Origin of the sequence: Methanoregula sp., from assembly GCA_041645435.1 — an archaeon.
Lineage (GTDB): Archaea > Halobacteriota > Methanomicrobia > Methanomicrobiales > Methanospirillaceae > Methanoregula.
In genome coordinates this window covers 1-23,646 of record JBAZQB010000009.1, presented here as the reverse complement: position 1 = coordinate 23,646, position 23,646 = coordinate 1, and the positions used below count along the sequence as shown (strand labels likewise).

The following is a 23,646-nucleotide window of genomic DNA, read 5'->3' as shown; positions in this document are numbered from 1 at the left end:
GCAGAATATGGCACCGGGTCCGCCCCCCGATGATTTTGTTGACCGCAGGTTCATTCCCGGTCCCGATATTCTGATATTGTGCGGCTCCCTAGTCACTAGTATGGCAGAACCGGCAGAAACGTCCCTGACGACCGACCCGAAACGTGTTGTTGTAACATACCTCATCCTCGTGTTCGCGCTCTCGTCGATCTTCTGGTACATCATCGCAGCAAGACCGCAGGTTGCAGTGGACACCGGCATCCTCCGCTACTCGGGGTTCCTTCTCATGTGGTGTCCCGCGGTCGCAGCTATCGTGACCCGTCTTTACTTCCAGAAGAACCTTGCGGGATTCGGGTTTAAGGCAGGCGAGCTCCGGTGGTGGCTCCTTGCGATCATCATCCCGGTCGCGGTCGGGCTCGCGATGTTCGGCACTGCGTGGGTCTCCGGCGTTGCACCGTTTTTACCGGATAAGGGGGCGGCCATGCTTACGCTGCCGGTGCTGCAGGCTATCCTGATCGCGCTTGGCCTCAGTATCGTCTCGGCAACAGGCGAGGAGATTGGGTGGCGGGGGCTGCTCGTCCCCGAGCTCGGCAGGTTTGAGTCGTTCACCCGGATCGCGATTGTCTCCGCTTTCATCTGGGGGTGCTGGCACCTGCCGGTCATGTTCGCCGGGGGATATCACGGCTCGGGTGCGCTATGGTACTCAATTGTCACGTTCTTCCTCTCCATCTTTGGCGGCTCCACCATCTTCGCCTGGATCCGGCTCCGGTCCGGCAGCGTCTGGCCGGCCGCCCTCCTCCATGGCTTCTGGAACTACTTCATCCAGACCTTCTACCCCGCGATCACGGCAACGACCGGGGCCGGGGCGGCGATGCTCGGCGAGTTCGGCTGGTTCTGCGTGCTCGTAAGCGTTGTTCTCGGGCTTCTCTTCTGGCACCTTCGCAACCTGCTTCCGAAGATGCCGAAACCTGAGGGCGGGCTGTAGGGTTGCAGGGTAATAATTCTCACCCGTTTTTTTTGCTTTGTAGAAATCATTGAGAAAACTCTGACGTTCTCGGGGGCTTCGCCCCCGCCACTGGGGCACCCCCCATTGCGATGACAACGTATTACCTGTAACCTTACTCGGGCTATCGCACTGCGCCCGTCCCCCAACGGGGGACTGGTGGCGCAAGAGGGGGGCAATATATTACGTGAAAAAAAGGTTTTCTACAGAGCAAAAAAATCATCTACTGCTTGACGCAGAAGTATCCGACATTGAGATGGTGTTTCGTGAAGATCTCGCAGGCCGGACAGAAGCAGCCGAGCTCTTTCATTGACGGGGCCGTGGATTTTCCACATGCGCAGAAGAGTTCAGTGGGCTGGTATTTTTCAAGGGAATGATGCTTGTAGTTCGGACATACTTTGCAGTACTTCCGGCAGATCTGCCGGTTCTCTTCCGTATCCTCTACCGTATCTTTGCGGGGATTTATCATGATAGTTGAGATGGACGATGATGGATAAAAGGTTTTTTATGGAGTTTCCCGGGCACTCAGGCAACGTCTTTTATTATCCTCAAGCGAACACCCGGTCATATCGATTCTTGTCAGCCAGGTCACGATACAGGCAATGATGCAGATACCCGCAATCGTGACAAAGAGAACCGATAAAAAATGTATTTTCTGATCCCGTGTCACACGTTTTTCTTTTCAGAATCCTGCCGGGTCCACCGCATCCCAGCGGACCTTTGCTTTTTGTACCAGCAGCCACGTCGGGATCGCGAGGATCACTGCCGAGAGTGCATAGTATGGGTTGGCAAAGGCAATCGCGGTGAAAACCGACAGCACGATTCCTACAAGGATGAGGTACACAAAGAGCACCTTTACGTCATACACCAGAACATTGGGGGAGAGCCCGCAGAGCCATGCCATGACGCCCACCGCGTAAAACGAGACCGAGCACCCGAGCACAACCGCAGGGACGAGATATGCAGCCTCCCCGGAAAGAATCGCCACGACAGCGATGAAAGCCGCAGGTATCAGCTGGAGCACGGAAAACGTCGTGAGTTTGCTCGTGATCAGCGTGCTGACGGCCACGGGCAGGCAGGCATACGGCCCGAACGAATCGAACATCGTTACCCACGTGTACATCGTCGACGCGATCACACCGGTGGTAATAGCGAAAATAAAGAGCAGGCCGTGAGGCGGGAGAAACGGGCCTAACAGGGATAAGAAGAACCAGATCACGGCAAGGGGAAGGAGGAACGAAAAGATCGTCTGGCCGATCATGCTCCCGCTCCGGTACAGGTCAATGGTGTCCTTGGCGGCGAGCGGGGGGTTTGGCAGGAACGAGAACCGGTTCATGAGGGGCGCAAAGGAGTCCCTGTAGATCTTTGCCGATCCCACGGATTCAGGATTGAAGAGCAGGACCGCGACTGCGAAAAGAAGAGCCAGCACGGCGCAGGAGATGAGCAGGTTCGTGTACGAGAAAGCGCTGTTGAGCAGTAGTGGCGGGAAGAAGAGCACGGGATTCGTGCCGGTTATGATCGCAAGACTGCCCCAGCCCACGCCAAGGGCCAGCAGGACAAGGCCGAGCACCGTCCGTGACCGGGCGTAGACCGTGGAGAGGAAGAAGACGGCGCAGAGGCCGAAGAGAAACGCGAGCGTCAGGGTGAGGAGGAGGAGCAGGGCACTTGCAGGGGATACTCTGGTGAACGGCGATGCCACGATATACCCAAAGCCAAAGGGAAGGACCCAGAGGAAGAAGTAGTAGACCGTATCCTTGACAACGAAATTTAAAAAGATGAACCGCTCGGAGAGCGGGAGGCTGCGGGCGCTGTACGCGAGGAGACTTGCCTGGCCGAAGCGGCGGTTCATCACTTCGTTGCCCAAGAGCCCGAACCCGCCGACCATGATCCCGAGCATCAGGTAGTTCGCGTGGATGATCAGCGTGAGATTGCCGGCAGGAAGCGTAGTCCGCATCAGGGGGACGAGGAACGCACCCATGAACGCAATCCCGAAGATCATGAACGGGAACAGGGCAAAGGAGAGGCTGCCAAACATCGTGGAATGGACCCGCCACTCCTCTTTCAGCATGGCGGTGAACAGCTCAAACATGGCGATCCTTCCGGACGAGCGAGAGGAAGAATGCGGGCAGGTGTTCGCCCCGGGACGTGAGTTCGGCCACGGGTCCTGCGTGAAGAAGGTTGCCCTTGTGGAGGATCGCAAACCCCGAACAGATCTCTTCAGCCACTTCAAGGATATGGGTCGAGATAAAGATCGTCTTTCCCTTTTTGACATATCCTGCAAGATAATCCTTGACGAGGTCCTGCATGATCGGGTCGAAATTGATTAAGGGCTCATCGATCAGCGCGAGCTCGGGTTCATGGATGAAGGCCTGCGTAAACATCAGTTTCTGGCGGGTGCCCCGCGAGAGATCCTTGCAGAGCACATTCTTCTTGTCGGCAAAGTCGAGGAACTCGAACCACCAGTCAGCCTTTGTTTCAATGTCTGAAATCTTCCGGACCGCGGCTACAAACTCCAGGTACTCTATTGCGGTGAGGAAACTGGGCGGTGTCTCCTGCTCGGGGATGATTCCCACCCTTCCGCGAACGCCAACCGGGTCCGCTACAGCATCGACCCCGAGTACAGTTGCCGTTCCTCCGGTCGGCCGGGTCTGGCCGGTCAGCATCTTGATCATCGTGGTCTTGCCGGACCCGTTTGGGCCCAGGAGCCCGAACAGCGCTCCCTTCCCGACCGAGAGGTTCACGTGATTCACGGCCTGTACATCACCGTAGGTTTTGGATAAATCCCGAGCTTCGATTATTGTTGTCATTTCATCATTCCATTATCCGCTGATATGCTGCTTTTTCGTTCTCATCTCTCTGCTCATTTTATACAGCATCTTTTTTCCGCAGCATCCAGCTTGCAATTCCGTCGGCAAGTACACCATAGATGATACCAAAGACAAAGAGCAGTAGAGCAGGGACGTAATTATGGGCAAACAGGGGAACGATGCAGAGCTGGAGGCTCATGATTGCACCTATTCCCCCTCCCCGTACTACCGGGTGGATAGAGATGCCGTCAGCAAAACCGATCATAAACCCCTGGATCATACGACTGTAAAAGATCATTACCATGAACCAGGGTTCCGGTGTGACTCCCGGGGGAGCGGCAAAAAGCAGGCTTCCGGCGCAGTATATGCCGGTCACTATACCTACTGCTGTTGTAATTGCGATCCGCTTTTTCTGAACCATAATCCTACGCAAAAATAGAGGACGATGCCAGACAAAAGGATTGCCTTTCATCTGCAATGTGGGACCGTAAAATAGTAAAAAGTGCTCTGTAGAAACGGACATGAACGGGAGTTCACACCCGAACCATGAAAATTGTTTTTTATGATTCTCCCCCGCCTCAGGGCCTCTCCGAGGCACGGCGGGGCAATGAGGTTTTAGTATTTTTTGTCATTGAACCCCCGCGGGGCGCCCTTTGAGGTCGGCGGAGTTTATCGTATCTGGGGGTATGGGGGTTTCAACCCCCATTATGATTCCTGAAGGGGATAATTTTCATGGGAAATCATTTAGAAACTCTGACGCTCTCGGGTGCTTCGCCCCCGCCCTTTCGTTTCTGTGAGATTAAAAAAGATCGGTTAAGAGAGATTCCTTCTTTAGCGCCAGTCCAGTCCTGGAGATTTATGCGCCGGGAAACGATTGCCCCGCAGACTGTTCACTATAGGGCATGGAGAAGTGAAGCTGCTCAATGAGCCAGCGGCTCCCGGTGTTCCGCAACACCATCGTCGATCTGCCACGGATAACCTGCTTCGTTGTCCCGTCAATAGTGAATGTAATCGTACTCTTTGACGTTGCCCACGCGATCCTGCCATCGCCAAAAATCTTCCTGTCCGAAAATTCAAACGAGAGAACTGTTGCCTGGCTTATATCGCGCTTTATCTGCCGGATAAAATCTGTATGATTCGAGATGACTTCATCGGGGCCGCTGCCAAATCCGGTAATTTCGGGGGAGAACAACGCCGATAACACCTTTACATCCTTCTTCTGGTATGCCATGCCATACTGCTGCATGGCTGCGATTACTTCTGCCTTCTGAGCTTCCGTGAGCGTCATAACTATTGGTAGTCGATACCCCTCTATTATCTTTTTGATACCGGTAGTTGTGCGGGAGAGTCCCGGTCGGGATAACGATCAGAAAAAGCAACGATCAGGGAAACCGGACAACTTCCCGGTTCTCCTGCAGCATGTTCGGGCGGGGCACCGGTTTTGCAATGAACGTAACGAAATCGCCAAAGTTCGTCCAGGTGTTTGCACCGTCATACTTGGGCTCTGAGCCTTTTACCGACATCTCGGTCTCGTTGATCGTCATGGCGATCTGGTCATATTCCCGGAACACGAAGGCCCTCCCCCTCGCCACCGATGATCGAGGGTTTGCCCGTCTCCCCGCATATGGGTAGTATCGTTTTACTATCTCGTTCATTGTTCAGCAAATTATTTATCCGACTGATATAATTCTAGATCTAGACCATTCTCATAAAAAAGGGGTTTACCAATGAGAGCACGTCCAGATTTTTTCCCTGTCATCTGCCTGCTGATTTTTGCGGGGTTCGTTCTCTCTCAACCGGTACTCGCGCTGACACCGCTCAACGAGGGGGTGAATGATCTCGGGCTGCTTCATTATACAGAAACCCCAAAGACCTGGACTTTCAACCTTGATGGTACAGAAAAGGTGGAGATCGGTGTTTACAATTCTGCCCGTGCCGAACCGGGCAGGTATGGCGGGTGGAATGCCTATCTCTCCATCAACGGGGATAAGATCTGGAGGCATACCGGAGACAGCACTATTTACGATTACCTTATGGGAAAGACGGTAAGCGAATCTGCGTATCGCAACCAGTACTATGATCTGAGTTCAGAATTCCATGCGGGCACAAACACGGTAACTTACTACCATTATACCGGTGACGGAGATCATGGGCTCAAAATCCGGCTGACAAAAGGGGCAGTTGCCTCCTTAACCCCGAAACCAATGACCGCCGTATCCACACCGGCGGGCACGATTGCTCCCCGTGACTCCCCGCCGGGAGATTCCGGATTATTGCTCGTACTGGCTGTAATTTTTTTAATCCTGATAGCTGCCGGTATCGGATTTTTTTACAACCGGGCAAAGAGAGCACCTGCTACAGGGAGGTCTGCAACGGTTCCGGATCTTACTATCCGGCAGGAACCCTCCGAAGGCCCGGTGCCTGGCCCGGGGAATCAGTATGTTCCGGTACCGGTGTCCAAAATGGCGGAACCTGAACCGGAAACAAGTACCCGAAATCTCAAAGAAACCAAAAAGATTGTACGACCGTTGCTTTCGCTCACTCTTGACCAGACACGCCTTGCAGCCGATAAATGGCATAAAGTCGGCATCCAGATCAAAAATACCGGAGATACCTGCGCATCAGACATAACGTTCAGGTTCTCCGATGAATTTGAGACGCGGTGGATCAAACCGACAACCATTGACGCTGGTGAAACAAAAAACCTGGAGATCGGGATCCTTCCCAAAAAAGAGGGAAATATTCCGCTTGAAATTGCCCTCGACTATCACGATACTGATAAGAATACATACCATCAGACCCAGGAATTCTGGATTGATGTCTCTGACCGGCCAGACCCCTATCCGGGTAAGGATGCAGGGATAATCCCGGCTTCAGAAATCCTGAAAAAGCAGGCTGCCGGGCCGGTGACCTTAAAACGGCTGCCCCCGGAACTTTCAGACCGCTATACTGAATCGGAGTTCATCGGCAAAGGCGGGTTTGCACGGGTCTTTAAGGCAAAGAGAAAAGACGGGCAGTACGTTGCCGTGAAAATACCGATCTCGCTGGATGAATCAACCGGGAAATCTTTTATTGCAGAATTGCAGAACTGGACGCGCCTTGACCACCCCAATATTGTCAGTGTCTACAATTTCAACATCATGCCATGTCCTTATTTTGAGATGGAGCTCTGTGACAGTTCCCTTGCGGAGAGGAAAAAACCGATTGACAGCGAGGAGGCAGCATGGATCCTCTTTAATATCTGTGAAGGCCTGAAGTTCAGTCATGCAAACAAGATAATCCACCGTGACTTAAAACCCCAGAATATTCTTTTAAAGAACGGGGTGCCGAAGATATCCGACTGGGGACTTTCCCGCGTCATCAGTGAGTCGTCTTCAAGTACCGTAACCTCTTTCACGCCTTATTATGCAGCACCGGAGCAGATCAGTGGCCGGCATAAGGATGAGCGGACGGATATCTGGCAGCTGGGTGTCATTCTCTATGAACTCGTGACGGGAGTGTTGCCATTCACCGGCGAGAGCATGATCGAGATTGGGATGAATATCGCAACAAAGGAACCAGGACGTCCCTCAGAAATTGCGGGGAGTGCAAAACCGATCGAACCGGTGATCCTGAAATGCCTTATGAAAGATCCGGCAGAGCGGTACCAGTCAGTTCTCGAACTCCAGAAGGCCCTTGGCCTGTACCTCAGGATGAATTATGCAGAATCCTTAAAGATGAGTGTAACTGCACGTGACTTTAAAAAATCTGCATATTATTGCGGGGATCTGGTTCTCATCAACCTTGTAACCGGTGATATTGCATCCGCATACACATTTTTATCTGATCTTGCACAGTATGCGGAAGGGGATGTGAAGGCAGAGGTTCTGGAGTTATCCGGACAATTAAAAAACCGGATGGATAATGGTATTTCCGAGGTTCCCGATGAACTGGTGAAAAATGCTGAATTCATCGTGCATAAGGTATCGCTCGGGTTCAGGAATGTATAACCGTGACAGGTCACCGGGTGTTTTGATTATCCACGTGTTTCAGGATCTCTCCCTCATCCGCCACAGGGTTTTGGCGATCTCATGAGTCGAGCCCTTTCAGGGAATACCCGGACCACTATCTTTATTATTAGGCAAACCCTAACTAACGAAGGAGCGGAGTATGATGGAGAGAGATGAGCATCTGTTGGAAGTATTTGAACACCTCCTCAGGATGAAAAACGAATGCTCCTGTACTATCTTCTCCGAATGCGGGCTTGCAGATATGACGGTCAAACAGATCGGGTACCTGAAAGTCATCGATGAACAGAGAGATGTGACGTTCAGCAGGCTTGCTGAGATCACCCGGAACTCAAAACCCACGATCACCGAGATGGTCAACAGGTTTGTCCGGATGGAGTGCGTATACCGGGAACCCTGTCCCGAAGACGGCAGGATCCTGTACATCCGCCTGACCGATAAGGGGAAGAAAATTGCACAGGCAGAACACGATGCCTTGCGCCGGGTGATTGAACGAATGGTAAATTTACTGGATGAACACGAACTGGAACTCTTAATTGAGATCCTGGGGAAAGTCAGGTAATTTTTTTTTATGCCGGACTTTAGTTAGGCAAATTCGAACTAAATGAATGAGGAAACCATGCAATCGGAAAAAAATGATCATACGCAGGAAAAACTGGTGATACCGCTCTATGAGATCGTTGTCTTCCCGGACAGCCGGACGAAATTCCCGGTTGACCAGGCAACCGGAGTGCTCCTGCTGGACGCGATGAAGGATACCAAAGGTGCACACGCAATCGGTCTCACGCTGAAAAGCGGTACCCGGCTGTCAGAGCTGACCGCCGAATCGTTGTACAGGACCGGCAACCTTTTCCGGATCTCGCACGTGCAGCCGGCCGATGACGGCTACCTGATCTGTGCCGAGGTTATACAGAGAGTAAAGGTAGTCTCCCTGTCCGAAAAGGAGGGACGGTTCTATGCGTCGTATCTGCCGGTGCTGGATCTTCCGGATCTCGAAGAAGACTTACAAGAGCGGATCCTTGCAGATATCAAGCTCACCATCCACGAGATCAGCAGCCGCTTCTCCGGCTCAGAACAGTTCACCCAGCCGATCGACCGGATGGAATCCATCGACCAGATCATGGGATTTGTCATGCCCTTCCTGCCGATCCACCTTGCCGAGAAGCAGGCACTCCTCGAGATTGTCTCGGTCCGCCAACGGTACATCTCGTTCCTGGAGCTTCTCGTCAAGACACGCGAAGACATCAACATCCGGATCGAGATGGCCAAAAAAGTCTCCGACCGCGTGAGCAAGACAAACCGCGAGGCAATGCTGCGGGAGCAGCTCCGGGTGATCCAGGATGAACTGGGCGAGAGCGAAGGCACTGCCGGTGACAGCGGGTACCGCGAGCGGATCGAGAACGCAGAGATGCCGGATGAAGTACGCAAAAAGGCACTGACAGAGGCAAAGAAACTCGAGACCGGCGGCAGCCAGAATCATGAAAGTTCGGTGATCCGGAACTATCTCGATCTCCTGCTCGATCTCCCGTGGGTCACCGAAGAGAAGAAGAGCATCGATATCAAAGAGGCCCGCCGCGTGCTTGAGAGCCATCACAATGGCCTCGAGAAAGTCAAGGAACGGATCGTCCAGCACCTTGCGGTCATGAAACTTAAAAGCGAGAAGCAGGGCTCTATCCTCCTCTTTGCCGGTCCGCCCGGCACGGGAAAGACGAGCTTAGGCAAGAGCATCGCCGAAGCGCTCGGGCGAAAGTATGTCAGGATCAGCCTCGGCGGCGTCCGGGACGAAGCCGAGATCCGGGGCCACCGGAGAACCTATGTCGGTGCCCTGCCCGGGAGGATCATCCAGGGCATACAGAAAGCCGGAACGAAAAACCCGGTCTTCATCCTCGACGAGATCGACAAGCTGTCCCTCTCCTACTCAGGAGACCCGGCGAGCGCCCTCTTAGAGGTCCTCGACCCGGAACAGAACAATACCTTCTCGGACCACTACCTCGAAGTCCCTTATGACCTCTCTGATGTCTTGTTCATCGCTACTGCCAATTCCCTTGCAACAATCCCGGCCCCGCTTCTCGACCGGATGGAACTGATCGAGATCTCGGGCTACACGAAGAACGAGAAGTTCGCCATAGCTAAAGACCACCTGATCCCTGAGACTCTCAAAGAGCACGGTCTCGATGCGGACAAATTCCAGGTTGATGATGAGGCGTTGAAAGTGATCATCGGGAAATACACCCGTGAAGCGGGTGTCCGGTGGCTTGGGAAGCAACTTGCAAAAGCGGCACGGCATGTATCCGAGAAGATCGTCTCCGGTACAGCCGAGCTTCCCTTCATTGTCACAACGGACAAGCTTGACGGCATATTGGGAAAGGAGTTAATCCGTCAGGAAGTGGCCCGGAAAGAACCGGTTCCCGGTGTAGTCACCGGGCTTGCATGGACCCCGGTCGGCGGGGAGATCCTCTTCATCGAAGGCACGTTCATGCCCGGGACCGGCAAACTCACCCTCACCGGCCAGCTCGGGGACGTGATGAAGGAGTCGGCTACAATTTCGTTAAGCCTCATCCGGTCGCGGCTTGCAAACACGCAGAACGGGTTCAATTTCATGACGAGCGACATCCACGTTCATGTACCGTCCGGGGCAACGCCGAAAGACGGGCCATCAGCGGGAGTCACGCTCTTTACGGCCCTCTCATCCCTGATCACCGGAAAGACGGTTGATCCGAACGTTGCGATGACCGGCGAGATTACCCTGAGTGGAGCAGTCCTGCCGGTGGGAGGAATCAAGGAAAAGGTTCTTGCTGCACACCGTGCAGGAATCAAAAAAGTGATCCTGCCAAAAGAGAACGAGCGGGATTTACAGGACGTGCCCGGGGATGTCCGGGCCGATCTGGTCTTTGTGCCCGTAGAGACGGTAGAGGAGGTCTTAAAAGAGGCACTGGGCATTGAGCTGCCCCGGACCATGATGATGCAGACGGGTAACAGTTTTGTTCCCGTACAGAATCTCTGAATGAAAACAAACAGGGAAATTATTGGTAATAGCGGGGGAGGATTTCGGGAGTTTGTGATCCCACCACTCATCCCCGGGCCGGCCCGCCATTACCCCCCGGAACGCTACTCACAGCCCACGGTTGCAACCGCCATGCGGGAACCCGGCCGGAACCCGTCTCACTAACGAGCGGGAAAAACGAACAGATCTCCGCGGTCGGGAAAAAGGGGGTATCAGGGTTCCACGACAATTGTACCTTTCATCGACGGATGGATCGAGCAGTGGTAGCCATAGGTCCCGGCCCGGGTGAAGGTCTGCGGGTATGAAGCCCCGGTTGCAAGCTGGGGTGAAGTGAACGGGACCGGGGATCCTGCATCGGATACAACCGTATGGGGCGCACTGTCGTCATTGGTCCAGGTTACCGTTGCTCCCGTTTTTATCGTCAGCGTTGCCGGACTGAAAGCAAAGTTTTTGATTGTGATCGCGTTTGCAGAACCTGATGGAGAAGGGGTCGCACTTGCGGGCTGTGGCGGGCTCTGGCTGGAAGCACAACCGGCGCAGAGACAGGCAAGTACCAGCATAACCGTACACGCGGTCAGAAAAGGGATACCAAAATGTGGTGGCATATATGCATGATGGTATCAGGGAATTATAAAGGTTGCATATCCTTTTTTCCCCAAAGGGTGATGCTCTCTGTCTGCGGGTTCAGGTACACTGGCGGTCTCTTCACGAAACCTCCTATCGCTTTCACATATATCGAGTCCTCTCGATTGCCATAAGACGACCTGTCCCCCCATACCGGCCTGGTGGGAGCCACCCCGGCACCGGCCCATGGCTGTACCATTACGCGGGAATACTGACAGTGGTGCAGCGCAGACTATCCAATACTTTTATAAAAACCCTTAACCCTTCAGCGCACTTGTAAGGCAGTAGTGATACTCTTGGAAAGAATGCCCGTTAAATCCCGAATTCTGCGCTCTGTGGGATATGACGAACCCACAAAAATCCTGGAGATAGAATTTCAATCCGGACTTGTGTACCGGTATTCGGGTGTCCCTCCAAAAGTCTACGCGGATCTCATGCGTTCAAGCGAGATTGGAAAATACTTTTCCGAGAAGATCCGGCCACAGTTCCAGACAAAACAGGTTGTACCATAAAGGGTAAAGTGTCAATACAGCCCTTTTTTTTACGACGACATTTTTGAAAATATTGTTGTAATATCCAAAAAAGTCGGGGTCTCTTTTGACACTTTACCCAAAAGAAAAAGAAAATTCGTCTAGCGCCTGACGCAGAAATATCCTCCGCGGAGATGGTGCTTTGTGAAGAGCTCGCAGGCCGGGCAGAAACATCCTATAATTTTCATCGACGTGGCTGATGACTGCCCGCGTGAGCAGAAGAGTTCGGTGGGCTGGTATTTTTCAAGGGAATGACGCTTGTAGTTCTGGCAGTTTATGCAGTACTTCCTGCAGAGCTGCCGGTTCTCTTCGGTATCCTCTACAACAGGTTTGCCGGAATCAATCATGCGCTATCAGGTGTGCGATGATGGATAATAGGTTTTTTTAATTGCGTTTCTTAGGTTTTACCAAAAAAGGCAGGGCCAGCCTCTCTGCTTTAGCGGGGACGGATGGGGCCTTGCCGGCAATTTGCCAGACCCTTTTTTTACACGCCATCAAATATATATGACAAAAAGAAACAATGCCGGTTTGCCAGAATAATGATGATCCTTTGGAAATATTTAAAGCCGCAGAAGTGGCTTATCGTTGTCGCTCTCGTTTTAGCGGGCATCAGCCAGCTGCTGAACCTTGTCGACCCGATTATTTTTGGCATGATCATCGATGATTATGCCTTAAACCCGAATCACATTTCGGAAAATGCACTGGTTGCGGGGGTGCTTTTCTGGCTGGGAGTGGCCGTAGTGATCGCGGTGCTCGCCCGGTTTGCAAAAACGTTCCAGGATTATTTCGCCCGCCTTGCCGTGCAGCAGTTCGGCATGCAGATCTACAACGACGGACTGGAGCAGACGCTCCGCCTCTCCTATGACGAGTACGAGGACCAGCGGAGCGGCGAGACGTTATCAATATTGCAGAAAGTGCGGTCGGATACCCAGACCTTCTTCAATTCCTTCATCAATGTCCTCTTCTCCGCTTTTGTGGGCATTGGTTTTCTCATCGCGTATTCCCTCACCAAGAACTGGCTCCTGGTACCGGTGTTTGTCATTGGTATCCTCGTGCTTGGATCGCTCACCTGGCTGCTCTCAAAAAAGATCAAGACAACGCAGAAAGAGATCAACCGGGAAACGTTTGAGATCTCGGGGGTGATCACCGAATCCCTCCGGAACATCGAGCTCGTGAAAAGTCTTGGCCTCACCTTCCCCGAGATAAGGAGGATTCGGGAACAGAATTTAAAGATCTTCAACCTGGAGATGATGAAAGTAAAACGCGTCCGGATGCTGACGTTTTTCCAGGGATCGACGCTCTCCATCCTGAAGCAGTCGATATTATTCATCCTCCTCTGGTTAATCTTCCGTAACGTCCTTACCACGGGGGAACTGGTCTCGATGCAGTTCATCACCGCTATCATCTTTGTTCCGTTGCAGGACCTTGGTGCCATCATCGTGAATTACCGCGAGGTCGAAGCTTCCGTCAGTAATTTTCACCAGCTGATGCAGAAGCGGATTGAGGAACGGCCGGAAAACCCGATCGAGATTGACGAGCTTAGCGATATCCGTTTTGAAGACGTTGTCTTCCGTCACAAGACTGCCAGTTACAACGCGATTGACGGGATTTCTTTCCACGTCAGGACCGGTGAGACGATCGCGTTTGTCGGTCCTTCCGGTGCAGGCAAGTCAACGCTCATGAAGCTCCTGGCGGGATTGTACCGGCCTGACAGCGGGGAGATATATTTTAACGGTGAGCCCTCAGCACTTATCAGGTTTAACCCGTTGCGCAGGCAGATAGGTCTCGTAACGCAGGACTCCCAGTTGTTCTCGGGCACGATAAAGGAAAACCTCCTGTTCGTGATGTCGGATGCGACCGATGAGCAAATCCTGGATGTATTGCACAAAGCTTCGTGTGACGGGATACTCAGCCGTTCTGCCCCTGGTATTGAGACGCTCATCGGGGAAGGTGGTATGATGCTGTCCGGAGGGGAGAAGCAGCGTATCTCCATTGCCCGGGCTTTGCTGCGTCATCCCCGCCTGTTGATCTTTGATGAAGCGACTTCGGCACTCGATTCGCTGACCGAAGAGGATATCACCAATACGATCCGGGATATTTCCACGAGTGGGGACCAGATAACTATTTTGATAGCTCATCGACTGTCTACCATACTGCACGCAGATGTGATCTATGTCATGGAGGCGGGAAAGATCGTTGAGACCGGTTCACACCAGAGTCTTCTTGATCAAAAGGGTTTGTATTATGCAATGTGGCGCCAGCAGATAGGTGAACGCAGAATCCCCAATTCCTGATTGAAAAATGTGGTTTTTAAAACGGGTGTGAACGGATTGGTGCATGCCTGTTTCAACAGAGCCGGAAATGGCAAATAATGGTGTCCATGGCGCCCGCACCTGCTTTTCTGTGTGTTCATACCTTTGTGATGGTACCGGTTCTAAAAAAGATGCATTATCAGATTATACAGGAGGCCAGGCAGGTATAAAGGTCTGGTTTGTTTTCACAGTTGGCTTTGCAGATCTCGCATCTGTTCTGACCAGCCTTTACGCCATTATCAGGAGCCGTCAGCCCTTTCTGGGCCGGAAGGTTCACGGCAACATAATAGGCTCCTACAATAGCGCTGCCAGCGATCGCAAGGCAGACCATGAACAGTACGAGCCTCGCGAGCGTTGATTGTGCGGATTGTATATCAGTCATTCTCAAAACCCTTTTCTTTTTGTCAGTTGTTATTTGTGCTCTGTAGAAAACTTTTTTTTATTATATATTGCCCCCCTCTTGCGCCACCAGTCCCCCGTTGGGGGATGGGCGCAGTGCGATAGCCCGGGTAAGGTTACAGGTAATACGTTGTCATCGCAATGGGGGGTGCCCCAGTGGCGGGGGAAAAAGCCCCCGAGAACGTCAGAGTTTTCCAAATGATTTCTACAAGCAGTTATTTGAGCATTGGGATGCAGTGGATATAAAGACCGCGAACCGGGAATTGATCCTGCGGGTTTTTACCTGGAATACTTCGCGCAGGGTTGATCCCCCTGCCTGTGCACTCGCCCGGGCATATCTGGCAAAAATCAGGAGGTGGCCTTTACAAAGTCCGCCTTGATCCACGGGTGGTCGAACATGGCAACATGGACGCCCGTGACTGTCCCGTTGCTGCCGGTAGTGAAATTCACCGCGGTTCCGGTCCCCTTTTCACTGAACGTGTCCCCGTCATAGGGCACAAGGAAAAACGGTTCTTCAAGGTGGCCGGCATACAGCCGGAGTCCGCCCTCATCCGGTTCAACCCGCAGTATGCCGTAATAGTCCTGGGAGTACGAACCCTGGTAGGTTGCATGGGGCCGGGAAGGTTGTGCACCCAACGGTGCAGGCGGGAGCTGTTCGAGAGGGCCGGCAGCCGAGGCGCCGGGTTTCATTGCAGCGGCAACCCCCGCCTCAATCTCGCTGTACCAGTCCTTTTGGACCGCCCCGGTAAAGTACAGGTCATCCCAACCGTTGATCACCGCTTTTTTGAGGACATGCCCGCCCGGAAAGCCGTTTGTAAGGACAACAATGGCCATCTTCTCTTCAGGATATAACGTGATGTACGTAGAGACCCCGCTTGTCAGGTCCCCTCCGTGTTCAACCCGTATTCTCCCGTTCTCGGCAACCGTCTCCCACCCGAGGTCATAGGCCGTAATACTGGTGCTGGTGGTCTTCATGATGTTCTGCGGACGGTGGGTTTCTTTGATGGCCGCGGCATCAATGATCTGCCTGCTATCAATACTCCCCTCATTCAGCTGGAGCCGGGCGTACCGTGTCATATCATTGATCGTGGAGCTCACTCCTCCTGCGGGACTGTTCACGTCATCGTTTAAGAGCGGGCCCGCCACCGGTGTCCCGTTCATCATGGAGTAAGTATCTGCCCGGTCTGCGGCGCTCTCGAAGTCCGCGAATCGTGCGCTCGTGTTCGTAAGGTCTGCAGGAACGATCACCCGATCGTCAACGAGGTCCTCCCACGACATCCCAGCTTTCCCTGCGGCTGCTTCTGCTGCCGAGGTTATGCCGATATTTGAATACGCGTAGGATGAACGGTAATCCCCTGTCAGCGGCACCAGGCGGAGTTTGTTGATGATCTCTGAGCGGTTGTACCCGATCTCCTGGAGTTCATCGCCGCCATAGGCAGGAAGTCCCGTCCGGTGCATGAGGAGGTCGCGGATGGTGACATGGTCAGACACCCACGGGTCGGAGAGCCGGAAGCCGGGATACAGGGGGGCAACCCGGTCATCCCACGAGAGTTCTTTCCTGCCAACCATAGATGCGATCGAAGCGGATGAGAAGGTCTTAGAGATGGACGCGAGCTGGAAGCGGGTATCAGGACCGACCGGCTCCCGGGTCGTGAGGTTCTTAACCCCAAAACAGCGGAGGTAGATGACGGAGTCGTCTTTTACGACAGCAACTGCCATTCCCGGGACCCTGCTTTTACTGAAGAGTTGTCCGGCATACGCATCGAATTGCGGGATGATTGGGTTGAGGTCTTTTACCCCGGTGGTTCCTGAAGGCATGTTCAGAGTCCGGACTTCCGCTGACTGGCCTGCGGGGGACGAGACACAGCCGGCAATGAGGACGATGCAGATGAGTCCTGCAATGATGATTGGTGTGGGATTTTTCAGAATATTACCAGCTCCCTTGCGCATGGATGATACGGTATCTTTTCCGGCATTTCTTTCTTGTGATCATGCCGGGAAGACTGGGGAGGTGTCTCTGTAAAAAGAAGGGAATGACCCGTTGGCATCTTACCACAGGTATCTCAGTCAACCCTCAGTACAGATAAAAATTACAATAATAAAACCTGCAATCTTCCCCATCATGGTCCCTCATTTCCTTTTACCATGAAGATCTCCTACGCCCTTGAGAACGGGCCGATCTCCTCTGAATTAAATCCGATGACTGCTCCCGGTGTACTGGTCTTGAATGTGAGATAACCGACCTGGTCATCCGGATTCGGGAACGAGAAGTACCAGGTATTCTCCGTCACGTGCATGAGGGTGCCCGGGTACTTGTTCGGGCCAAGCTGGAATGTCATGTTCATGGCATCCGCGCCCTCGCTCACCAGCATCGTGCCGTACAGGTCGTTTTTGTATGCTCCTGCGATGACAGCGGGGGCGATCGTTGCAGGTTTTGCATCTGCGGGTCGTTCAACGGATTTAATGAGCGAGTTCCATCCCTGCTGGTTGACCTTCTCTTTAGCCTGCAGGTCAACTTCGCTCTTCCCGATATACCGCTCAAGGAACTCATCCCGGATCGCCTCGGGGAAAACCGTCAGCTGCTTGTTTGCGATGACGACAAGGCCGGTCTTTTTCCCGGGGATGAGGATCACGATTGAGCGGACTCCGTCAAGCGCCCCGTTCTTCTCGATGACCCGCTGGTCCAGGAAATGGTACGAGTCGCAGCCGAGACCCACAGCCCCGTTTAAGTCGTTTAAGGGCCCGCTGTGCGGGGCGACAAGGCTTGCGGCGTGGATTTCCTGTACGGTCTTCGGGGTGAGGACCTGCTTTCCGTCAATCGAACCATCGGCAAGCATCATCCGCAGGTACTGCGTCATATCCCGGCCGGTTGAGACCACCTGGCCTGCAGCGGGGAAACCTGCTTCTTCAAATGCTATGGTATGGACATCCCCCGGGGCACCGCCGTGGCCGTAGAAATGGTTGTCATCAAGGTAGAGGGTCTCCGGGTGTGCCCCTGACCGTGTCATGCCAAGCGGCCTTATGATCCGGGCATCCGTTAAGTCCTCCCAGCTCCGGTTGTCTACTTTTGCCGCGGCTTCCCCGGCAATGAAGAAACCCGCATTCGAGTAAATGTACTTCTCCCGGAAACTGGTGCCCGGGGTTAAGTAGCGCATCCGGTACAGCATCTCCTTGTTCGAGTACCCGAGCCTGCCCAGCAGGTCGCCGTCAAAATGCTTGAAGCCGGTGCGGTGGGCGAGCAGGTCGCGGAGGGTCGCGTGCTCTCCGGCGTACGTGTCTTTCAGCGCAAAGCCCGGCAGGTATGTCACAACCGGCGTGTCCCAGTCCAGTTTTCCTTCATCGACCAGGCTGCCGATTGATGCCCCGGTAACATACTTGGACACCGATGCAATCTGGAAACGGGTGTCGGGATCGATCTTCTCCGGTTTCCCAAGCTCCCGGACGCCGAATCCTTTGAGGTATACAACGGTATCGTTCTCGACAATCCCGACAACGGCACCCGGCACTTCGTAATCTCCCATTTTGGCGGTGACAAAATCATCAAAACCATCGAGTTTTCCGGTCTTCTGTTGTGTAGTTGGCTGCGTAGTTGTACAGCCGGCACAAAAGACCATGCCGGCCACAAGGGATACTGCAAGGAACAGGAATGCGTATCGCAGGGCGGATTTTCTCATGAATGGTAATCGGGTTTCTTCACGAAAAACCTTGCCCTTTATAACCCGGCCTCGCTCTCACTTCCCCATTTCCATGAGACGCTGGCAGATGAGCGATGAAGCGATCCACCCGTACTCTTTCTGGTATTCATTAACGGAAATATAGGAGAGCAGGTTCAGGGTATATGGCAACAGGCCGAGATAGTACTGCGTGATGTCATCATCTTCAAGCGTGATCCGGTTGGCATGCCGCCGCAGCTCCTGCACAACCAGGAACGCTTTTTTCATGGCCGGGTCATCGATAGTTTCCGGGAGCAGGGGGATGTCGGAGAGTGACCGTGCAGAGAGAAACACCTTTTCCATCTTTGAGAGGTCCTCAAGTGTCCTGCGGGAGTTGACCGGGACCATCTCGCCTTTTATGACTGCCTCGAGCTTGATGATGTCCCGCAGGATATGCGAGTACCTGGTATCGGCAAAATCGATCAGCCACATGTTCTTTGTCTCATCCATCAGGACATTTTTCATGTTCAGGTCGCAGTGCACCGAACTCTCGTAGACGGTTAATTTGTGCGATAACCGGCCGGGTATGACCGTCTCAACAAACCAGAGTGGGTTTGTGGATCTTCCGATGCCGAATGGGAGTTCGATCTCCTCCTGGTCCGGTGTAGCACCAAAATGCGATGCCGCATATTCCCGTATCAGGTTGTATTTCCAGAACCGGTTGTATTCCTGGTACAGGGGGATCTCCTTCTTCTTTGGCTCCCCGTACCATCCCTGGAGAACTACCCGGAAAAGCGAGTCAAAGACCGGCAGGATTTCATCTGGCTTGTGGGACAGGTAGTAGTCTTCTAAGGAGAATATTTTACTCTCCACCCCCCGGATCCCCACGAAATTGTAGAGAATGCCGCCGTAGTCCCCGATCCGTTCTGTCTCAATGATCTGGGTCGCATTGTTCTGGATGTAACGTTTCACATGCTCGGTATATCCGCGGATCTCAGCCTCGATAAGCGGCCACTCCCCCAGTTTCATGACAAGCGGCATCATCAGTTTGCCCCGGTTGTCCCGTGCATTGATCCGGAATACGAGCGTACCGGAAAAGCCACCTGTCAGGGGAATAAGTTCAACATCCCGGCACCCGGGATGCAGCCAGCGGGTGATTGTCTCAAAGGTCCGGTTCCACCCGGGGCATTCTCCCCTGATGCGGACCGGCATCCGGTCAGTATGCTCGATTGCGGAGATGTAGCAGACCCCGAGCACTGCCCGGGACAATAGTGTATCAGAAGAGAGCCGGACGAGGTCAATGCAGGGTTCCTGCCCGGTTGTTGTCGTAACGAGCCGGGTGATGTCCCGGGTTGTGAACGCGGGAGGAGTTCCAAAAATCAGGCCGGACTGGTACAGGAACAGGTTCTTCTCCTCCTGACCCGGCCCGTTCTGGCAGAGGATAGCATCGAGTGTTTCCCGGTTATAGGCCGACAGGTCGGCTGTGGTATCAATACCGATGCCAAACGAGACCAGCGTCCGGTCCTTGGGGAGCGGGGATGAGCTCGTATTGTTTTTAGTGATGCAGGTCGCCGTTGTTCCGGCCAGATCGCTGATACCCGCATACATAACGACGCTGATGATCGGCGGGCAGTCTTTTCGTGTGGCTTTTGCATGTGCTATGATGTCAGAGAAAAGGTCAGAAAGACTGACTCCCTCCGGCCGGACCGGTTCGGCGACAAGTATCTCATGGAACTGCCCGTCTACTGCGATGGAGAATGCGGTATTCAGCAGGATCCGGGGAGCATCTTTCCGGGGAATAAGAAAATCCGGGGGATCAGAACTCCCAAACGGTCGCCAGAAGATTGCATTTCCCGTTGTAAGGAGTACCCCCCGGTCGGGAAAACTTTCTGCTGCTGATTCTCCCGGGGCACCGATACCTAAGGAGTACTCATCGGGAGCAAAGATACGGGGCACGAGATCTTCGGGATTGAGAATTCCTGCGCAGATTTTTTCTCCGGAGCCGGTGAGCTTCAGGACTGCCGGGTGGTCCGGGAAGGATTCAACAGAAAGTCGCGTATGGGCTGCTTTTTCAAGGGCTATTTCCTCCCCGATCTCTGCAGGGCTTTTTGCCAGGCGGCACCGGTGCAATGCCTCGTCTCTCGTGGAACAGAGTGTGAAAATCCGGTTGAAACCGGTGATCTCAAGGACTTTTACCACCGCCGGCTGGACTGCACAGAGAAGCAGGTGCCCGTTTCTCTCCCGGAGCAGTTTCTCGAGGCCCGAGAAGACCCGGATTCCTGCACTGCTCATATACGATACACCGGTCATATCAAAGAGCACCGCACGATCGGCAGGAACGAGCCGCTCTTTCATTGCTGAGTCGAGCTGAAGGGATCCTGAAGAGTCAATCCGCCCTTCGAGAATGAACAGGGCAGCAGTGTCCGTCCGTTCAAACTGGTATTCCATCAGGTGCACCCCTTCCCGTTGCTAAAAAGCCAGACCTCTAATCCGGTATGAATGATACGACCTTTGCGTTTTCGTTGATAATCCCGCATTTTTCTTGCCGGCAACTGAATGGTTTTTAGCCTCCTCTGAATATGATATTGTTCTTCCGGTGCAAAAATATCGCCATTTTTACGGCTGGATTTTCTCCTGCCGGTACGATGTTCAAGCCCGGAAAAAACGGCGTATGGTTGCCCCGTCTCACGATTATCATAGGCCCGGGGCGCCCCCTCAACACCGGAACCCGGCTGAACCGCCACGCGTGATCTGACCAGCCTCCAGGTTCAGCATCGAAAAATATCCTAAAAAACAGAAGGGAACTTTGATGTTCCGGTTTTAAGCGAATAAATGGGATTTTGGGGGGTCGCATGCCGGGACAAGAGGCGAGTAATGTCCCGGCACTCAAACTCACGTACGGTATTATTCTTGAGAGAGATGTCCTGTTTTTTCCCGGAACTGAACTCTTTTTGTGAGATTCCTCCGGGTAAAAAATTAATTGCTGTAGGTTGCTTTCCCCAGCTTTGGTTCGAAGGTAGTGTCCCCCTCAACGCGGATTGCATGCGAGAAGAGTGCAAGCGGAATATCCATTGCACAGAGTTCTTCGCACTGACCGCAGTTGATACACGAATCCGAGATATGGGCAAACCGCCTCATGTGGAACATCGGGTTCGGGGGGAGCTCTCCGGGTTTTACCATGATAGAGCCCTTTGTCAGTGCTTCAGCTGCGGTGAAACAGACCGGGCAGTTCTCAATACAGGAATAACACTTGATGCACCGGGAGGTCTCCTTGTTGATGGTCTCCCACATTTTGGCCCCAAGAGCGGTGAAATCCTTCTTTCGCCATTTCTCTCCGAGCTTGAGCATGGCACCTTCGACTTTTGCCCGTATCTCAAGTCCTTTCGGGTTGGCTGTTTCGGCCGCGAGGACCCCGGATTTTACCGCACCGTCAAAGAGTCTTGCACCCTTGTCGGAGCAGACTTCAACAAAAGTTGCCTTGCCGGCTTTCTCTCCGATGACACCCCAGTTACCGCAGGCGAGATCTGCCTGGCGGGGGATCTTATACTTGCAGCGGCGGCAGTTGCTGCGCCGGCCGTAACCTGCTTCTTCGAGTTCGTCAATGGAGATGCCCTTGTGACCGCCTTCGTACTCGATGATGAACTGGCCCTTGTCGATCTCTTCCTTGTGGACCTTGTCCGGGTCAACACCGAACTTGTCGGCAATCATTTTCCGTGCAGAGATCGGGCTGACCGAACCCCCGCAGTTGACACCGATCATGGTGATGTTGTCTAAGTTGATCTGTTTGCGACGGGCAAGCTCAATAAAGCCCATGGTATCGCAGCCCTTGACAGTCACACCGATCTTCATGTTTTTTGCGCCGTCAAGGTATTTTTTGACATATTTTGGCAGCAGGAGGGTACCGCAGTGGAGGGAGCCGGCGGTTTTTGCGAGTTCCTTTGGATCCTTAATCAGGACCGGCTGTGCATCGTAGAGGTCAGCACCCTTGGTGATAACAAGGACTGCATCGACTGCTTTTGACTCGAGCGCGAATTTCCAGAGTGCGGTGACAGCGCCACCGAGCTCTGCTTTCTCCTTGATAGCTGCGTCATTGGTCCATGCGTAGAGCATATCGCCTTTCTTTGCCATGTTACTTCACCACCGGTATCTTTTCAATTCTCACAGCACAGGCCTTGAACTCAGGAATTGATGCAACCGGGTCGAGGGCATTGTTGGTGAGCAGGTTTGCAGCGCATTCCGCATAGTGGAAGGGCATGAAGACAACGCCTTTCTTGATGTCCTTTGTAACGCGAGCGCCGATCTTGATCTCTCCTCTGCGGGTGATTGCCCTGACCATTTCCTTGTCCTTGATGTCCAGTGCCTTTGCATCTTCGGGGTTGATCTCAACCCAGCCCGTGGGCTCCTCGCGCTCGAGACTCTCTGAGCGGCGTGTCATCGAACCGGTGTGCCACTGCCAGATGCAGCGCCCGGTGGTCATGATGAGCGGGTAGTCCTTGTCCGGGACTTCTGCCGGGGGTTTGAACTCGATAGGGGTGAAGATACCTAGACCGTCCGGGTGGGTAAACTTCTCCTTGTGCAGGATCGGGGTTCCCGGGTGATCTGCGGCCGGGCAGGGCCAGGTGAGTGCTTCGGGCTTCTCGAGCCGTGCATAGCTCATGCCGCCATAGGACGGCGTAACCTTTGAAACCTCGGTAAAGATCTCCTCTGCACTCTTGTAGGGGAACTGCTTTGCATATCCCATTGCTGCTCCGAGCTCGGAAATAATCTGCCAGTCGGCCTTTGCCTGTCCCGGTGGGTCCTGTGCTTTTCTCCACTTCTGGACACGGCGTTCGGTTGATGTCTGGGTGCCGTCTTTCTCGGCGAAACAGGCTGCCGGGAGCACTACATGTGCAAGCTGTGCAGTCTCGGTCAGGAAGATATCCTGAACGACGATAAACTCGGCGTTCTTTAATCCTTTCTCAACATGGTGAAGGTCCGGATCGGAGATCATCGGGTTCTCACCCATGATATACAGGCCCTTGATCTTGCCGGGTTCATCTGCAAGAACATTGATCAGCTTGGTGACGGTCAGTCCGACCTTTCCTTCGGCAATCTCACAGCCCCATGCAGTCTCCATCTTCTTCTTCATGTCGGGAACGATAACCGACTGGTACCCGGAGTACACGTTTGCAAGCGCTCCCATGTCGCAGGCGCCCTGCACGTTGTTCTGGCCACGCAGTGCGCAGATACCCGTGCCGGGTCTTCCGAGGTTGCCGGTCAGCATCTGGAGATTTGCAACCGATTTGACGTTGTCGACACCGGTCGTGTGCTGGGTGATACCCATCGAGT

Annotated in this window: 22 protein-coding genes; 6 read left to right on the top strand and 16 right to left on the bottom strand. The window is 53.5% G+C overall.

Going from position 1 to position 23,646, the window contains the following annotated elements; genetic code table 11:
• The first annotated feature begins 7 nt into the window (after positions 1–7).
• The gene (locus tag WC593_14555; GenBank protein MFA4826370.1) at positions 8–964 is read left to right on the top strand and encodes a type II CAAX endopeptidase family protein; all 957 of its coding nucleotides are present in this window, start codon (positions 8–10) and stop codon (positions 962–964) included.
• A 241-nt stretch (positions 965–1,205) separates the two neighbouring features.
• On the opposite strand, the gene WC593_14550 is transcribed toward WC593_14555, so the two are convergent.
• The 7 genes from WC593_14550 to WC593_14520 all read right to left on the bottom strand — a co-directional run bounded on the left by WC593_14550 (position 1,206) and on the right by WC593_14520 (position 5,360).
• Positions 1,206–1,451, bottom strand: a complete 246-nt coding sequence (locus tag WC593_14550; GenBank protein MFA4826369.1) for a DUF2769 domain-containing protein — start codon at positions 1,449–1,451, stop codon at positions 1,206–1,208.
• A 36-nt stretch (positions 1,452–1,487) separates the two neighbouring features.
• Positions 1,488–1,652, bottom strand: coding sequence for a hypothetical protein (locus tag WC593_14545; GenBank protein MFA4826368.1), 165 nt, complete (start codon positions 1,650–1,652; stop codon positions 1,488–1,490).
• Positions 1,653–1,664: 12 nt separating this feature from the next.
• Entirely contained in the window at positions 1,665–3,071 is a 1,407-nt protein-coding gene (locus tag WC593_14540; protein MFA4826367.1) for a hypothetical protein, read from the bottom strand.
• On the bottom strand, positions 3,064–3,789 hold the full coding sequence (locus WC593_14535; GenBank protein ID MFA4826366.1) for an ABC transporter ATP-binding protein: 726 nt from the start codon (positions 3,787–3,789) through the stop codon (positions 3,064–3,066). Before WC593_14535 ends, WC593_14540 begins: the two co-directional genes overlap by 8 nt.
• Before the next feature lie 58 nt (positions 3,790–3,847).
• Positions 3,848–4,210 carry a hypothetical protein gene (locus WC593_14530; GenBank protein MFA4826365.1) on the bottom strand — a complete coding sequence of 121 codons (363 nt, stop codon included), beginning with the start codon at positions 4,208–4,210 and terminating at the stop codon, positions 3,848–3,850.
• Between the two features lie 435 nt (positions 4,211–4,645).
• Complete coding sequence (locus WC593_14525) at positions 4,646–5,077, bottom strand: nuclear transport factor 2 family protein (protein MFA4826364.1); 432 nt, start codon at positions 5,075–5,077, stop codon at positions 4,646–4,648.
• 94 nt (positions 5,078–5,171) lie between these two features.
• Positions 5,172–5,360, bottom strand: a complete 189-nt coding sequence (locus tag WC593_14520) for a hypothetical protein (protein MFA4826363.1) — start codon at positions 5,358–5,360, stop codon at positions 5,172–5,174.
• A gap of 156 nt (positions 5,361–5,516) precedes the next feature.
• Between WC593_14520 and WC593_14515 the strand changes: the two genes are divergently transcribed.
• The 3 genes from WC593_14515 to lon all read left to right on the top strand — a co-directional run bounded on the left by WC593_14515 (position 5,517) and on the right by lon (position 10,800).
• Positions 5,517–7,778, top strand: coding sequence for a protein kinase (locus WC593_14515; GenBank protein ID MFA4826362.1), 2,262 nt, complete (start codon positions 5,517–5,519; stop codon positions 7,776–7,778).
• Between the two features lie 160 nt (positions 7,779–7,938).
• Positions 7,939–8,358 (top strand): MarR family transcriptional regulator, encoded by a 420-nt coding sequence (locus WC593_14510; GenBank protein MFA4826361.1) that lies wholly within the window; start codon positions 7,939–7,941, stop codon positions 8,356–8,358.
• Between the two features lie 57 nt (positions 8,359–8,415).
• Complete coding sequence (gene lon / locus WC593_14505) at positions 8,416–10,800, top strand: endopeptidase La (GenBank protein MFA4826360.1); 2,385 nt, start codon at positions 8,416–8,418, stop codon at positions 10,798–10,800.
• A 212-nt stretch (positions 10,801–11,012) separates the two neighbouring features.
• Here lon and WC593_14500 read toward each other — a convergent pair whose 3' ends face one another.
• Positions 11,013–11,405 carry a cupredoxin family copper-binding protein gene (locus WC593_14500; protein ID MFA4826359.1) on the bottom strand — a complete coding sequence of 131 codons (393 nt, stop codon included), beginning with the start codon at positions 11,403–11,405 and terminating at the stop codon, positions 11,013–11,015.
• 306 nt (positions 11,406–11,711) lie between these two features.
• Here WC593_14500 and WC593_14495 point away from each other — a divergent pair, with 306 nt between their 5' ends.
• Entirely contained in the window at positions 11,712–11,936 is a 225-nt protein-coding gene (locus WC593_14495) for a KTSC domain-containing protein (GenBank protein MFA4826358.1), read from the top strand.
• 119 nt (positions 11,937–12,055) lie between these two features.
• On the opposite strand, the gene WC593_14490 is transcribed toward WC593_14495, so the two are convergent.
• Entirely contained in the window at positions 12,056–12,301 is a 246-nt protein-coding gene (locus tag WC593_14490; GenBank protein MFA4826357.1) for a DUF2769 domain-containing protein, read from the bottom strand.
• Between the two features lie 192 nt (positions 12,302–12,493).
• Here WC593_14490 and WC593_14485 point away from each other — a divergent pair, with 192 nt between their 5' ends.
• Positions 12,494–14,248, top strand: a complete 1,755-nt coding sequence (locus tag WC593_14485; GenBank protein MFA4826356.1) for an ABC transporter ATP-binding protein — start codon at positions 12,494–12,496, stop codon at positions 14,246–14,248.
• A gap of 157 nt (positions 14,249–14,405) precedes the next feature.
• Here the strand turns inward: WC593_14485 and WC593_14480 are convergent, their stop codons facing one another.
• The 7 genes from WC593_14480 to WC593_14450 all read right to left on the bottom strand — a co-directional run.
• Positions 14,406–14,648 (bottom strand): hypothetical protein, encoded by a 243-nt coding sequence (locus WC593_14480; GenBank protein ID MFA4826355.1) that lies wholly within the window; start codon positions 14,646–14,648, stop codon positions 14,406–14,408.
• 365 nt (positions 14,649–15,013) lie between these two features.
• Positions 15,014–16,615, bottom strand: a complete 1,602-nt coding sequence (locus WC593_14475; protein MFA4826354.1) for a serine hydrolase — start codon at positions 16,613–16,615, stop codon at positions 15,014–15,016.
• A 206-nt stretch (positions 16,616–16,821) separates the two neighbouring features.
• Positions 16,822–18,339: a serine hydrolase domain-containing protein gene (locus WC593_14470; GenBank protein MFA4826353.1), complete on the bottom strand. Its 1,518-nt coding sequence runs from the start codon at positions 18,337–18,339 to the stop codon at positions 16,822–16,824.
• 57 nt (positions 18,340–18,396) lie between these two features.
• Positions 18,397–20,766: an anti-sigma factor antagonist gene (locus WC593_14465; GenBank protein MFA4826352.1), complete on the bottom strand. Its 2,370-nt coding sequence runs from the start codon at positions 20,764–20,766 to the stop codon at positions 18,397–18,399.
• Positions 20,766–21,062 (bottom strand): hypothetical protein, encoded by a 297-nt coding sequence (locus WC593_14460; GenBank protein ID MFA4826351.1) that lies wholly within the window; start codon positions 21,060–21,062, stop codon positions 20,766–20,768. The genes WC593_14465 and WC593_14460 overlap by 1 nt, the downstream gene beginning before the upstream one ends.
• A gap of 232 nt (positions 21,063–21,294) precedes the next feature.
• Positions 21,295–22,446 carry a Coenzyme F420 hydrogenase/dehydrogenase, beta subunit C-terminal domain gene (locus WC593_14455; GenBank protein ID MFA4826350.1) on the bottom strand — a complete coding sequence of 384 codons (1,152 nt, stop codon included), beginning with the start codon at positions 22,444–22,446 and terminating at the stop codon, positions 21,295–21,297.
• 1 nt (position 22,447) lies between these two features.
• Positions 22,448–23,646 (bottom strand): molybdopterin-dependent oxidoreductase (locus WC593_14450; GenBank protein MFA4826349.1); only part of this gene is annotated, 1,199 nt, incomplete at its 5' end.

What these genes read in the sequence shown, in the direction of transcription:
- WC593_14475 (MFA4826354.1), bottom strand. Translation starts at nt 16,615, where the DNA reads ATGCGCAAGGGAGCTGGTAATATTCTGAAAAATCCCACACCAATCATC.
- WC593_14485 (MFA4826356.1), top strand. Translation starts at nt 12,494, where the DNA reads ATGATGATCCTTTGGAAATATTTAAAGCCGCAGAAGTGGCTTATCGTT.
- WC593_14490 (MFA4826357.1), bottom strand. Translation starts at nt 12,301, where the DNA reads ATGATTGATTCCGGCAAACCTGTTGTAGAGGATACCGAAGAGAACCGG.
- WC593_14515 (MFA4826362.1), top strand. Translation starts at nt 5,517, where the DNA reads ATGAGAGCACGTCCAGATTTTTTCCCTGTCATCTGCCTGCTGATTTTT.
- WC593_14470 (MFA4826353.1), bottom strand. Translation starts at nt 18,339, where the DNA reads ATGAGAAAATCCGCCCTGCGATACGCATTCCTGTTCCTTGCAGTATCC.
- lon (MFA4826360.1), top strand. Translation starts at nt 8,416, where the DNA reads ATGCAATCGGAAAAAAATGATCATACGCAGGAAAAACTGGTGATACCG.
- WC593_14535 (MFA4826366.1), bottom strand. Translation starts at nt 3,789, where the DNA reads ATGACAACAATAATCGAAGCTCGGGATTTATCCAAAACCTACGGTGAT.
- WC593_14500 (MFA4826359.1), bottom strand. Translation starts at nt 11,405, where the DNA reads ATGCCACCACATTTTGGTATCCCTTTTCTGACCGCGTGTACGGTTATG.
- WC593_14540 (MFA4826367.1), bottom strand. Translation starts at nt 3,071, where the DNA reads ATGTTTGAGCTGTTCACCGCCATGCTGAAAGAGGAGTGGCGGGTCCAT.
- WC593_14555 (MFA4826370.1), top strand. Translation starts at nt 8, where the DNA reads ATGGCACCGGGTCCGCCCCCCGATGATTTTGTTGACCGCAGGTTCATT.
- WC593_14480 (MFA4826355.1), bottom strand. Translation starts at nt 14,648, where the DNA reads ATGACTGATATACAATCCGCACAATCAACGCTCGCGAGGCTCGTACTG.
- WC593_14550 (MFA4826369.1), bottom strand. Translation starts at nt 1,451, where the DNA reads ATGATAAATCCCCGCAAAGATACGGTAGAGGATACGGAAGAGAACCGG.
- WC593_14525 (MFA4826364.1), bottom strand. Translation starts at nt 5,077, where the DNA reads ATGACGCTCACGGAAGCTCAGAAGGCAGAAGTAATCGCAGCCATGCAG.
- WC593_14530 (MFA4826365.1), bottom strand. Translation starts at nt 4,210, where the DNA reads ATGGTTCAGAAAAAGCGGATCGCAATTACAACAGCAGTAGGTATAGTG.
- WC593_14465 (MFA4826352.1), bottom strand. Translation starts at nt 20,766, where the DNA reads ATGGAATACCAGTTTGAACGGACGGACACTGCTGCCCTGTTCATTCTC.
- WC593_14510 (MFA4826361.1), top strand. Translation starts at nt 7,939, where the DNA reads ATGATGGAGAGAGATGAGCATCTGTTGGAAGTATTTGAACACCTCCTC.
- WC593_14455 (MFA4826350.1), bottom strand. Translation starts at nt 22,446, where the DNA reads ATGGCAAAGAAAGGCGATATGCTCTACGCATGGACCAATGACGCAGCT.